At 43.2% G+C, this 13,285-nt stretch carries 13 protein-coding genes; 5 read left to right on the top strand and 8 right to left on the bottom strand.

Translation table 11 applies throughout. From position 1 onward, the window contains the following. Positions 1-77: 77 nt before the first annotated feature. Genes FTV25_RS01675 through FTV25_RS01690 form a run of 4 tightly spaced genes read right to left on the bottom strand, consistent with a single transcriptional unit; the run spans position 78 to position 3,571 of the window. Positions 78-1,058, bottom strand: a complete 981-nt coding sequence (locus FTV25_RS01675) for a nitronate monooxygenase family protein (RefSeq protein WP_180002008.1) — start codon at positions 1,056-1,058, stop codon at positions 78-80. An 11-nt stretch (positions 1,059-1,069) separates the two neighbouring features. After that, positions 1,070-1,858, bottom strand: coding sequence for an enoyl-CoA hydratase-related protein (locus FTV25_RS01680; protein ID WP_180002009.1), 789 nt, complete (start codon positions 1,856-1,858; stop codon positions 1,070-1,072). 37 nt (positions 1,859-1,895) lie between these two features. Beyond that, on the bottom strand, positions 1,896-2,819 hold the full coding sequence (locus FTV25_RS01685; RefSeq protein ID WP_125278513.1) for a glyoxylate/hydroxypyruvate reductase A: 924 nt from the start codon (positions 2,817-2,819) through the stop codon (positions 1,896-1,898). Continuing rightward, complete coding sequence (locus FTV25_RS01690; RefSeq protein WP_159123591.1) at positions 2,816-3,571, bottom strand: class II aldolase/adducin family protein; 756 nt, start codon at positions 3,569-3,571, stop codon at positions 2,816-2,818. Before FTV25_RS01690 ends, FTV25_RS01685 begins: the two co-directional genes overlap by 4 nt. Positions 3,572-3,681: 110 nt before the next feature. On the opposite strand from FTV25_RS01690, the gene FTV25_RS01695 reads away from it, so the two are divergent. Continuing rightward, positions 3,682-4,119, top strand: a complete 438-nt coding sequence (locus FTV25_RS01695) for a PaaI family thioesterase (protein ID WP_180002010.1) — start codon at positions 3,682-3,684, stop codon at positions 4,117-4,119. Positions 4,120-4,239: 120 nt separating this feature from the next. On the opposite strand, the gene FTV25_RS01700 is transcribed toward FTV25_RS01695, so the two are convergent. The 3 genes from FTV25_RS01700 to FTV25_RS01710 are packed head-to-tail and all read right to left on the bottom strand — an operon-like array spanning position 4,240 to position 7,773. Then, positions 4,240-5,451, bottom strand: a complete 1,212-nt coding sequence (locus tag FTV25_RS01700) for a 3-oxoadipyl-CoA thiolase (protein ID WP_159123593.1) — start codon at positions 5,449-5,451, stop codon at positions 4,240-4,242. Between the two features lie 25 nt (positions 5,452-5,476). Beyond that, on the bottom strand, positions 5,477-6,997 hold the full coding sequence (locus tag FTV25_RS01705) for a 3-hydroxyacyl-CoA dehydrogenase (RefSeq protein WP_180002011.1): 1,521 nt from the start codon (positions 6,995-6,997) through the stop codon (positions 5,477-5,479). Between the two features lie 2 nt (positions 6,998-6,999). After that, on the bottom strand, positions 7,000-7,773 hold the full coding sequence (locus tag FTV25_RS01710; RefSeq protein WP_004785705.1) for an enoyl-CoA hydratase: 774 nt from the start codon (positions 7,771-7,773) through the stop codon (positions 7,000-7,002). Positions 7,774-8,223: 450 nt separating this feature from the next. Here FTV25_RS01710 and FTV25_RS01715 point away from each other — a divergent pair, with 450 nt between their 5' ends. The 3 genes from FTV25_RS01715 to FTV25_RS01725 all read left to right on the top strand — a co-directional run bounded on the left by FTV25_RS01715 (position 8,224) and on the right by FTV25_RS01725 (position 12,227). Then, positions 8,224-9,522, top strand: a complete 1,299-nt coding sequence (locus tag FTV25_RS01715; protein WP_179993397.1) for an MFS transporter — start codon at positions 8,224-8,226, stop codon at positions 9,520-9,522. 222 nt (positions 9,523-9,744) lie between these two features. Next, positions 9,745-11,010, top strand: coding sequence for a DcaP family trimeric outer membrane transporter (locus FTV25_RS01720; RefSeq protein ID WP_180002012.1), 1,266 nt, complete (start codon positions 9,745-9,747; stop codon positions 11,008-11,010). A 17-nt stretch (positions 11,011-11,027) separates the two neighbouring features. Continuing rightward, the gene (locus tag FTV25_RS01725) at positions 11,028-12,227 is read left to right on the top strand and encodes an MFS transporter (RefSeq protein ID WP_159123598.1); all 1,200 of its coding nucleotides are present in this window, start codon (positions 11,028-11,030) and stop codon (positions 12,225-12,227) included. A 68-nt stretch (positions 12,228-12,295) separates the two neighbouring features. On the opposite strand, the gene FTV25_RS01730 is transcribed toward FTV25_RS01725, so the two are convergent. Further along, positions 12,296-12,679, bottom strand: coding sequence for a hypothetical protein (locus FTV25_RS01730; RefSeq protein ID WP_159123599.1), 384 nt, complete (start codon positions 12,677-12,679; stop codon positions 12,296-12,298). 144 nt (positions 12,680-12,823) lie between these two features. On the opposite strand from FTV25_RS01730, the gene FTV25_RS01735 reads away from it, so the two are divergent. Further along, entirely contained in the window at positions 12,824-13,135 is a 312-nt protein-coding gene (locus FTV25_RS01735) for a hypothetical protein (protein WP_180002013.1), read from the top strand. Positions 13,136-13,285 lie beyond the last annotated feature (150 nt).

The raw sequence follows: 13,285 nt of genomic DNA on the forward strand, positions 1-13,285 counted from the left end.
TAAAAAATTAAAACTTTGGTATAAAAAAGCCATTCGGTAATGAATGGCTTTTGATTAAATGATCAAAATAAATCGATCTAGCGCGGGAAAAACTGAGCCAAACGTTGCTGAACTATCTGTTCTGCTTCTTGCATGATATTGTCAATCAGCGTTTGACAGGTTGGAATGTCATGGATCAACCCCATCACTTGACCTGCTGTCAGTACACCTGCATCTACATCGCCATTTTCCAAAGCCAGCTTGCCTTTTAAGCCACTGACATAAGGGCGAATCTGTTCAAATTCCAGATTTGGATCTTCACCCATTTTAACGACAAGATCAGATACTGCATTCTTCGCAACACGCGCAGTATTTCTGAACTGACGGTAAAGAAGATGCGTTGCCCTTTCATCATTGTCGACATAAAACTGCTTGATATTAGGATGGATCGGCGCTTCTTGAGTAGCACAAAAGCGTGTTCCCATATTGATTCCTTCAGCACCTAAAGCAAGTGCTGCCACCAGACCACGTCCATCAGCAAAACCACCACTAGCCACAATCGGTACGGTAAGCTGATCAGCAGCTGCTGGAATTAAGATAAGCCCAGGAATATCATCTTCACCCGGATGGCCGGCACATTCAAAACCATCAATCGAGATCACATCCGCACCGATTCTTTGTGCTGAAAGTGCATGACGGACCGAGGTACATTTATGAATTACAATGATGCCATGCTGTTTAAAGGCCTCAATATGTTCATGTGGCTTGTTACCTGCCGTTTCTACAATCTTAATTCCACTTTCAATAATGGCCTGACGATATTCGGCATACGGCGGTGGGTTTACAGCGGGTAATAAAGTTAAATTGACCGCAAAAGGCTGATCCGTCATTTCTCTGCAACGTGCAATTTCCTTGGTCAGTGCTTCCGGTGTGGGTTGCGTCAATGCAGTCAGCGTTCCCAGACCACCTGCATTGGAGACTGCACTGGCCATTTCTGCGGTACCGACCCACATCATGCCGCCTTGAATAATCGGATAGCGAATGCCTAAAAGCTCGGTAATACGCGTTTGAATTTTCATGAATGCTCTCCTTAGCGTCCGGTAAATTGTGCAGGGCGTTTTTCGACAAAGGCTTGTACACCTTCTTTGTAATCCTGGCTACTCAAGGCCAAGTATTGCAGGTTTTGTTCCAGCTCCAGTTGCTGATCCATGCTATTTTCAGCACTACGTTGCAGCGCCTGTTTAGTTAAAGCCAGCGCATAAGTCGGCTGTTGAGCCAGTTGCTGTGCTAGTTCACCGATATAAGCATCAAATTCTGCATCAGGGATCATTTTCCAGATCATGCCCATTTCAGCCGCGTCTTTGGCATGCACAGGTTCACCGAGTAAGGTTAATGCCATAGCGCGTGCATAACCAATTAAACGTGGCAACATCCAGGTACCGCCGGCATCGGGAATTAAGCCAATTTTAGAAAAGGCTTGAATAAATTTGGCACTTTCCTTGGCAATAACCAGATCGCAAGCCAGCGCGATATTGGCCCCTGCACCGGCAGCCACACCATTTACTGCCGCAATCACCGGTTTAGGACTTTTACGAATTAGATTAATCAAAGGATTATAATATTTGGCCAGCGAACCCTCTGGTGGCAAAGGTACATTGCCAAGCTGTCCGGCACGTTCTTTTAAATCCTGTCCCGCTGAAAATGCCCGACCATTACCACGGATCACAATTACCCGAATGTCTGAATCCGTATTCCAACTTTTCAGTACTTGCTGGACTTCCTCATGCATTTGCCGGTTAAAACTGTTCAGTGAATCTGGACGGTTAAAACTTAAAGTCGCGATGCCTTGCTGAATCTGGGTCTGAATCATTTCCCACATCATCAATTTCCTTATTTTTTTGTCTGTATCCCTACAATTAATAGCCTTTATTGACATCCACCTGATGACACAAATCCAGCCCTTGATTTAAACGACGGTCATTTTCCAGAATCTGCTCTACCACCACAGACATCGGCGCATGTGAGGCGACATGTGGCGTTACCACAATTTTTTCGTGCTGCCAGAATGGATGGTCCGCAGGTAACGGCTCCTGCTCAAAGACATCGACAATTGCACCACGCAGATGACCAGAATCCAGCGCATCCAATAAATCCTGCTCGATTAAATGCTGGCCACGCCCGACATGAATCAAAGCTGACTGTTCAGGCAGTTGCTGAAATAATTCAGCAGAAAGAATCCCAGTATTCTCTTCGGTAAGGGGTAGCAGGTTAATCAGAATCTGACTTTGCGCCAGGAACTCGGAAAGCTGTTCTTGACCCACATAACTTTTGACTTGATTAATGTCTTTTGGGGAATTCGACCAACCAGAGACTTGATAGCCCATGTCTGCGAAACGTTCTGCTACGTATCCGCCCATATGCCCCAGTCCCATAATCCCGATCTGGATATGATGGCTATAGCTCTGGCGATACTGCTTCCACAGCTGCTGCTTTTGCTGTTGGATCATGCGGTCAAAATAACGCTGAAAATACAGCACGCCCCACAGCAAATAATCAAACATACCCTTTTGATGATGCGGATCCAGTACCCGGCAAACGGCTTGATCTGGGCGTACAGCATTTAAGTTTAAATGTTCTACCCCAGCAGCAATCGAATGAATCAGGCCAAGCTTTGGTAGCTGCTGCACTTTTTCCAGATCTGGAAACCAGGCAGCAACCGTGGTTGCCTGTTCAGCTTCAGGGCTGTCAACTGTACAGAAACTACCAGCTGGCGCATATTTTTGAAAAGACTTGACCAGAATGGCTTCAATATTTGGTACAGAACTGGAAATAACAATCATGATGCATACTCCGTATATTGATGCTCAATCAGGGACAAAGCGGCCTGCCAGGCACGCTGTAAAATCGGTTCAATGAGAGGACTGGCGAACTGTTTGGCTGTTTTAATTCGGACTTCTTCAGCTGGATAATGCAACTCGGCACCGCCGCTTAAGGCCTTCACCTGTGCCTGACAGGCGCGTTCCAGGAAATAGATTTCATGAAAAGCCCGCGCAATGGTTTCCCCAGCTGTTAATAGCCCGTGATTGCGTAAAATCATGGCACGATGGTCGCCCAAGTCCTGAATCAAGCGTTCTTGTTCGTCAGTTGAAAGCGCAACGCCTTCATATTCGTGATAGGCCACATGCTGATAAAATTTCATGGCATGCTGGGAAATTGGGAGAAGGCCGTGTTTCTGCGCAGAAACAGCAATTCCATCCGCGGTATGCGTATGAATGACACAGTTCAGATGAGGATGCGCGTCATGAATTGCAGAATGAATCACAAAGCCTGCCATATTGACTGGCTTGTCTTGTTCATAGCTTTCTACCACCTGCCCTTCATGATTAATCTTCACCAGCGTTGAGGCACGCATTTTTTCAAATGCGACACCATATTGATTAATCAGAAAGCAGTCTGGTTGATCTGGGACTCTTAGGCTGATGTGGGTATCAATCAGGTCAGTCATCCGATAATGCGCAATAATGCGATAAAGCGCAGCCAGTTCACAGCGTGCCTGCCATTCAGCAGCTGTGACGAGATTTTTTATTGTCATCATTCCATCCTGGAAAAATATAGCATTTCGATCACTATCTGTTATATCATAATTTTAGAAAAACAGAATATTATTTCATAAGGCGAAATATTTTATTAAAGGGAAGCTATATGACTACAGCTCAAATGAATGGACTTGAATATCTAACTGCAATTAAAAATGGCGAATTACCTGGCTCAGCGATGGGACAACTCATTCCCATGAAACTCAGTGTAGTCCGTGAAAACTATGTGGAATATGAAGTTTATCCAGATGAACGTCATTTCAACCTGCAAGGCGGCATTCATGGTGGATTCTGCGCCACGGTTCTAGACAGCGTAACCGGTGCAGCAGTTCATACTACAGTTGATGCGGGCGTGAGTTTTTCCACTATTGACCTGAATGTCAAAATGCTCAAAGCCATGAAAAATAGCGAAACTTATACTGCGATTGGCGAAGTGATCCGGATTGGACGCAATGTGTTGACTTCAGAAGGCCGAATTGTAGATAAAGACGGTAAACTTTATGCTTTCGGTTCAGCAACTTTATTGGTTACTGGCCGTAAATAATCCTTACGCTGATTTAAACATTCCCTGCATTTGCAGGGATTTGTATTTCTATATAAATAGCCCAATAAAAAATGCCATGCATATCATCTATACATGGCATTAATACGATAACTAAAGCTGTTATGCAGCTTCAGGGTTTTCAATCACCATCGCCAGGCCTTGACCCAGACCGATACACAGGCTGATCACGGCATATTTTTTACCAGTACGCTGTAATTGACGCGCAACAGTTAAAGCCAAACGCGCACCTGAACAGCCTAGTGGATGGCCAATCGCAATGCCACCACCATTTGGGTTGACACGCGGATCATCAAATGCCACATCCAGACCTTTCAGGCAAGATAACACCTGGCTGGCAAATGCTTCATTGATCTCGATAATGTCCATATCATCTAGTGTCAAACCTGCACGTTTTACAGCTTTTTTGATCGCTTCGATTGGACCCGCACCCATGATGCGTGGCTCAATACCAGCGGCTGCAGAAGACAGGATACGTGCTAAAGGTTTTAAGCCATACTGTTCCTGAACTTTTTCACTGCCGATAATCAGTGCTGCAGCGCCGTCATTGATACCTGATGCATTACCTGCAGTCACAACACCACCTTCGAAAAGCGGTTTTAACTTGGATAATGCTTCAAATGTTGAAGATGGACGTGGATGTTCATCTTCAGTCACTAATTTAGGCGGCAATTTACGCCCTTGTGAAACTTCAATCGGGGTAATTTCACCTTCAAAGAAACCTGCTTCTTTTGCAGCTTGATATTTCGCTTGTGATGCAGCAGCAAAAGTATCTGCCTGTTCACGCGTAATGCCAAACTCTTCAGCAACGTTATCACCTGTTTCTGGCATACTATGCGCGCCAAATTGATCGGTGAATTTACGGTTCGGGAAACGTGTACCAATCGTGGTGTCATAGATTTTGGCATCACGTGAATACGCGCTTTCAGCTTTAGCCATTACAAACGGTGCACGCGTCATGCTCTCTACACCACCTGCAATATACAGTTCGCCTTCACCTGCGGTAATGGCACGTGCTGAATCAATCACAGCACCGAGACCTGATGCACATAAGCGGTTTACCGTTTGACCCGGAACTGTCACTGGCATACCTGCAAGCAGTGCCGCAAAACGAGCCACGTTACGGCTGTCTTCACCGGCCTGATTGGTGCTGCCAAAGATCACATCTTCTACGTCAGCTGCTGGAATACCGGTTTTTTCTAGCAGATTTTTAATGACAGTCGCTGCCAGATCATCTGGACGTACGCTTGCCAGACTTCCTGCATGGCGACCGATTGGTGAACGTAAACCATCATAAATATATGCATTTAACATGAGTGTTATTCCTTTAACTTTTTAATTAATGTGTTGTATGAACAAGTGGTAGACCAAGCTGAACACGGCGACGTAACCAAGGACTTGGACGGTAACGCTGGTCACGGGTAATCGCAGTCATGCGATCCAGAATTTTCAGGATTTTTTCAGCTCCCAGCACATCCCCCCACTCAATTGGGCCATATGGATAGCCAAGGCCTAATTTCACCGCGATATTGATATCTTCCACCGTTGCAACGCCTTGCTGGGCAATATCACAGCCGAGATTCACAATCATTGCCAAAGCACGTTGAGCCACAAAGCCGACGCTTTCCTGAATTACACTGGCGGTCACACCATCCAGATTGAAAATCGATTGTGCTGCGGTTACCAGTTCAGCTTTGGTCACAAACGTTGGCATTAAAGTACGGTGTTTATTCAGACCGTAAAGCAGATCAATACAGACTACTTGCTGCGGAGACACCTGATAGCGGACTGCGGCTGAAGTTGCATCTTCACCATAAGTCGCAATCAGAATTAAAGCATCTGCTGAAGGTGTTTCAGTCTGCTCGATCTGGATGTTGAACTGCTGCAGATATTGCTCAAGCGCCTGACGGTCTTCGCTATATTCTGTACCTAGCCAAACCAATGGATATTGATCCAGCTTTTCAACCAGTGTTGGAGCCACATCACCTACTTTGCTACCTGAAGTGTAATCATAAAAACCTTTACCAGTTTTACGACCTAGCTGTTTAGCAATAAAACGCTGGCGGGTAATCACGCTTGGGCGGTAACGCGCTTCTTCATAATATTGGTGATAGATCGATTCGCTCACTGGATGAGATACATCCATCCCGGTCAGATCGCCTAACTCGAATGGCCCCATCTTGAAACCGATCCCGTCACGGTAGATGCGATCAATTTCATAAAATGGAGTGACATTTTCATTCAGAATTGCATAGGCTTCGCTACCAAAGGCACGACCTGCATGGTTAATGATAAATCCTGGAGTGTCTTTAGCTTTTACCGGGCGATGTCCCATCTTGGTCGACAGCTGAGTAAGTGCATCCACAATATCAGCACGGGTATTAAAACCTTCAATGACCTCAACCACTTTCATCAGTGGAACCGGGTTAAAGAAGTGATAACCGGCAACGCGTTCCGGCTGGCTGCAATTGGCAGCAATCGCACTAATGGATAGTGAAGATGTATTGGATGCCAGAATCGCTTCCGGTTTCACAATGCCTTCAAGTTGCTGCATCAGCTTTTGTTTGATTTCCAGATTTTCAATAATCGCTTCAACGATTAAATCGCAATCTTTCAGATCTTCGATCTGATGAGCAATCGATAAATGAGCAAGATCTTCAGCAGCTTTTTCATGGCTGAATTTACCTTTATCAGCCAAGGTATTTAATGTTTTAGCCAGCTTTTCCTGTGCCTGTTCAGCAGCACCCGCTTTGGCATCAAACAACACCACATCATGACCGGACTGAATCGCGATTTGGGCAATGCCCGCACCCATGGTACCTACGCCAATAATACCGATTTTCTGAATTTGAATGCTCATGCTTATCGTCCCTGATAATTTGGTTTACGTTTTTCGATAAAGGCTTGCATACCTTCTTTTTGATCTTCTGAAGAAAACAGCATCTGGAAGGATTTACGTTCCAGCATTAAGCCGGCATTGAGTGGCACATCTTCAGCCAGTAAAGCCACTTCCTTGATTTGTTCCAGCGCAATTGGCGGCATTTTTGCCAAACCTTCAGCCATTTTGATTGCTGTTGCAAGGGTTTCGCTGTCTTCAGTTACTTGAGACACCAGACCAATCTGATAAGCTTCCGGCGCTGGTACCAGACAACCCGTCATAATGATGCGCATTGCATGGAATTTACCCACGGCACGGAATAAACGCTGTGTACCACCAGCACCCGGCATTACCCCTACTTTGACTTCAGGCTGACCGAACTGGGCACTTTTTCCAGCAATGATAATGTCCGCATGCATTGCCAGTTCACAACCGCCGCCCAATGCATAACCGTTTACTGCTGCAATCACTGGTTTTGAACATTGTGCAATCGCTTGCCAGTAACGTTCGGTACGACGCTGCATCATCTGGATCGTTTCAGCATTTGCCAGTTCTTTAAGGTCAGCGCCTGCAGCGAAGTCAGTTTCACCGCCAGTGAGAATAATGGCACGGATATTTTCATCGTCATTCAATTGCAGAAAAGCCGCAGCCAGTTTCTGACGCACTTCTGTATTCAGGGCATTTTTAGCTTCTGGACGATGGATCTTGACCATCGCCACATGTGTCGAGATTTGCTCTACTTGAACTACCTGTTCCATCAAAAATCTCCATTTATTTTGTATAGCGAAATTTTATTTTATATAAAACTACGGTTTCTAGATCCATAAATCAAGATTTTTTCTCTCAAAAACTCAAAAAAGTTATTTTTTAATAAAAATTAGAGTAAAAACTCTTGTTCAGTTGGCTATTTTATGATTAATTGATTTCGCAATACGGAATTAATTATTTAATTCGAATTTTGGTTATTCATTTATGTAAATATTAACCACAATACAAAATAAAAAAATTAATTTCCGTCATAAGGATACTACGTTGTTCAGTGATTTTTCACTCAAGGTGAAACGGAAAAATCAGATCCAGCCTGATCGTAACAGGGCGAATGCGCACAGACGCTTAGACCTTAGATGAGGAAAATGCTTTTCCGTGAGGAAGAAAATGGATTTAGCGGTAGCAGAGGAATGCTACTTTAATATATAGAGGATATAAGAATGACAAGCGATACCATCGTAGCTGAGGAAACTAAAACGGGGGTCTCCTCCGACGACACCGTTAAGCAGGCACCTAAACGCCTGTGGATGACGGCCTTTGTCTTCGCTTTTTTGATTTTACTATGTGACGGTGCAGACATTGGTATTCTGGCTTTCAGCTTGACCAGTTTGAAAGCAGAATGGGGGCTAACTTCTGTACAGGCCGGTGCCTTGGGAAGTTATTCTCTTTTGGGTATGGGGATCGGTGGCTTTATTGGCGGATGGGCCTGTGACAAATTCGGTCGCGTACGTGTCATCGTATTGGCCACTATTTCCTTCTCGATTTTGTCTGCCTATTCAGGTTTTGCCCAGTCTTATCAAGAGTTTGCGATTTTACGCACCCTTTCGTGCTTAGGTTTAGGCTGTTTATATATTGCCTGTAATACCCTGATGTCAGAATACGTACCGACCAAATACCGTACTACAGTATTGGCAACATTAATGACTGGTTTCACTTTAGGTTCATTGGTGATTACCATGGTTTCTGGCTGGATTATTCCTGAATTCGGCTGGCGTATGCTGTACTGGGTGACAATTGCCCCATTAGCTTTGGGTATTTTGATGCACTTTATGGTACCAGAACCAGAGTCATGGAAACGTGTCCGTGAAATGAAAAGAACTGGTCAGATCGTGGATAATGATGCCAAAAAAGGCAATCCATATATCACCATTCTTAAAGATAAGACCCATGGCAAGATGTTCATCTTATGGTCTTTCAGCTCTGGTTTCCTGCTATTCGGTTATTTCGGTGTAAGTAACTGGTTACCAAGTTATCTTGAAGCTGAATTGGGCATTAAATTCAAGGAAATGGCGTTATACATGGTGGGTACCTTTATTACCATGATGTTCGCCAAAATCATTGCAGGTTATGTGGCTGACAAAATTGGTCGTCGTATTGTGTTTGCTTTCGGCACCATGGGAACAGCGCTATTTATTCCTGTTGTCGTGTATATGCACAATGCCGATAACATTGGTGTACTGATGCTAATCTTCGGCTTCCTGTACGGTATTCCATATGCGATTAATGCAACCTATCTAACTGAAAGTTTCCCAACTGGGGTTCGTGGTACAGCAGTCGGTGGTGCGTTCAATATTGGTCGTATCGGTGCAATCTTCGCTCCAATTACCATTGGTTATCTTGCGATGAATGGTTCGATCGGTACTGGTCTATTGGTAATGGGTGCAGCTTACTTCCTATGCGGTTTGATCCCTGCCCTGTTTATTAAAGACCGTTTATACGATCCACAAAAAGCAGAATAAATTTTTAACTCTGGAGAGTTGTAAATAAACAGCTCTCCAGAATCCAAATTTTATGACTTTAATATCGAATCCATATGCTTTGACCTGAACAGGATGTTTCTGGGTTGAACGAGACTCGTATTCATCATTTAAAAGTCAGCATCTCTGCATTTAGCAATTAGAGCAACATTAAGGAAAGATTTTCCTTCTTAGATATCAGAATATTTCTTTAGGGATTAAGAAATGAAAAAATTAGTTTTAGCGACATTATGTGGTATTGCTTCAGCACAGGCATTTTCAGCAGAAGCGTCTGAAGACCGGATGCAGTTTTTAGAATCACAGTTAAAGCAAATCCAGGCTGAACTGGAACAGCAAAAGGCTGCGCAACTTGCGTTAAAAAACCAGCAGGAAGAAGCCAAAGCGCAAGACTCTAAAACTTTGAGTTCGATGGTGGATAATGTCGATGTTTATGGCTTGATCCGCTTTGATGGCGCAGTCGATTTCAAAAGTACCACTGAAGCTCGTGGCCGTACCATTAACCAGATTAATAAAGTGCCTTTTACTGAACCTGACTCTACCCGTTCAGATTTTACTGCAGCTGCCAGCCGAATTGGTTTCTTGGCTAAAGACCTTGGTGGAAATCCAAATGTTTCTGCACGTTTAGAAGCTGACTTCTGGACCAATAATGGTAAAGGCGATGGTGGACTACGTATCCGTCATGCACATTTAAAATACTATAACTGGACTTTTGGTCAGGCCTGGTCATTGATGTCGACACCGGAAATTAGTACTGAAGCTGTCGACTACAGTTTATTGCTGGGTGGATCAGTCCTACGTACACCTCAAGTCAGTTATGCTTTCAAACTGGATCCGGAAAATACCTGGAATGTCGGTTTGGAGTACATGGCCGGTGGCGATCGCTCTTCTGCCTTGCCTGCTTTAACCACTAAATATGTTCATCAATCAGGTCCGCTGCATTTATTAGCTCAAGGCTTTGTCAATCAAAAGCAGGCACAAACTGATACGGGTGATATAGAAAAAGTTGGTTGGGGTGTAGGTCTTGGTGGACGTTACCGTTTTAATGATCAGAACTCGATCCAAGGTAACTATTTCCATATGGTCGGCGACCAGCGTATTGCAGCTTTCTTGACTCAAGGTTCAACCACCGACGGTGCTGCCTGGGGTGGAGATTACTCAGTCGATCCAATCAATAATGAACTTCTACTGAATGAGTTTAATAGCTTAAATATCGGCTTTACACATAAATTCACGCCGAAACTACGTAGTAGCATTAATGCTAGCGTTGTTGATTTTGATGATTCCAGCGACTATGCACGCGCGAATCCTGAAACCAATAAACGTTTAACTGACTATGTAGCAAACGTGATTTATTCTCCAGTTCCAAAGGTTAATCTGGGCGCAGAATATCACCACGGTAAGCGTGAAACTTTTGATAATCGAGAAGCGGATGTTTCTCGTGTGAACTTATCAGCGACTTATAGTTTCTAAAGCCTTAGGAGACAAGGATGTCAGCCCAAGGGCAAATTTCAAGAAAGTTTATGTTTATGATGGCTATGACCTGCGCACTTTGCGCAGGTTGTAACTATTTTAACCAGCCATTAATTTATTCTATCGCAGAAGATCTGCATATCAGTGTGGCCGAGTCTGGCTGGACTGTCGTTTTAACCCAGATTGGTTATGCCACTGGGTTATTTTTGTTTGTACCTCTAGGCGATTTATTTGAAAAACGTCTCTATATTTGCAGCCTCATGCTATGTACCGGACTGGCACTGATCGGACTTTCTGCCAGTACTAATCTGCATATGCTCTATGGTTTTACCCTACTCGCCTCTTTCTGTTCCATTACCACTCAGATTCTGATTCCTTTTGCCGCTAACCTGTCTCAACGAGAAAAAAGTGCTGAAGTGGTCGGTCTGCTGATGAGTGGTGTTCTAGTCGGTATTCTATTTGCCCGGACTGTATCAGGACTGATTTCTACCTTATGGTCTTGGCATGCCGTTTACCTATTGAGTGGCTGTTCTATTCTCTTGCTCAGCATCGCCATGTGGTATCAGTTACCTAAAGCGAAAAGCCAGCTACAAATGAGCATCTTGCAGATTTATCGCTCACTATTTACCTTTGCCAAAACCGAACCGATGCTGATTCGACGCAGCATCATTGGTGGTTTGGGCTTTGGTATGCTGAGTATTATTTTTACCACCATGACTTTTGTACTGGCGGAAGCCCCCTACCATTTTAATGATTTCCAGATTGGGTTAATGGGCATCGTTGGTATAGTCGGCATCTGGTCATCACAATGGACCGGTAAAATGATTGGTCGACATCGGGAAAAATGGGTCGCACAACTCGCTACCACAGGTTTAATTCTGGCCTGGATTCCCTTGTTTTTTGCGCAAAGCTATTTATGGGTATATATCATTGGATTAATTCCTGCCTATTTTGGGATTTCTTCGCTACATGTTTTAAATCAGAATCTGGTATATCGGATCTCAGTGCAGGCCCGTTCCCGTATTAATGCAATCTATATGACCTGTTATTTTTCAGGTGCTGGAATCGGTGCATTTCTATCGCTAAACCTATGGAAAATGTACGGCTGGTCAGCCTGCGTTGCATTGGGCTTTGTCTTTGCCCTGCTCATCTTTAGTATTAACCGCTACGACCTAAGCCGAGAACGCAATCTGGTCAATATCCAGTCCCAGTCATAATCAATCTAAACTCATACCTTGTGCACTCATAGAATATAAGATTGGGTGCGCAGTACATGACACATTATCTATGTTAATTTTAGAAATTCTTTAAAGCTCATTTGTCGCTTTTTTACATAAAGATAGACTCCAAATTGGAGTATTACAAAGAAGCCTATGTTTCTTAAAATAGTAAACAATAAGTCTAAATTGCCAAAAATTAAGTCTGTAGCGAAGAGCAAGATCACTAATACGGAATGTAAGTATAAGGTTTGTTGAGTCTTACTTTGCAGTGCGGTAGCTGCATTGATATAACCAATGAGCGTTAATCCTAATATCATAAGAATGATTCCGCAGATAATACCTAGGGTCATATAAGGCCCAGAGCTATATGCAAACAGTGTTAATACAGCACCAGTTAAAGCTACTAAACCTACAAATGAGCCTAATAAATTTCTTAAGTAATATGCCATTTGTTACATGATCTCTTCTAATGAAAGTTTAGAATTTTTAGCCTTGTAGTTGCTAAAAAATGTTTTCTCTTATTCCAGGTATATCTATTACTTCTTGTACAAATACATTAGATTGATGGCACTTAATCTTTTGAATAAAACCGAATGAAGATGCAATCATATTTCAAGTATTTCTGTTTTGGATTTTCAGCATTCTCTTTATTCCAAATTTATTCGGATATTGTAGATGGTAAAACAGAAATTAGTGCATATTTAGGAAATATCGGGTTATTTCTAGTATGTATTGAAATGGGCGTTCTAATGACTTATGAACAACTCACAGCTGAAGTAACGTTAAGAAATTTCTTTTCTAAAGATAAATCTCTATCTCTCTCACCAGTTGGTATCTTTGCTCATACACTAGGGAAAATTGGATGTATCTTATTAATTATTGATTTTGTAATAAGCTTTGCCTAAAAATTTCTAGCCCATTTAACATAATGGCGATTATGCAAAATTTAGTTTGTAAGCCCAAAATAGAAATGTCCGCTTTTAGAATACGCAACTAAGCACAAAAATATACAGCATATAAAAAAATCGCAGCCTAAGCTGCGATTTTTAACCATA

The sequence above is a fragment of the Acinetobacter sp. YH12249 genome, from assembly GCF_013417475.1.
GTDB lineage: Bacteria > Pseudomonadota > Gammaproteobacteria > Pseudomonadales > Moraxellaceae > Acinetobacter.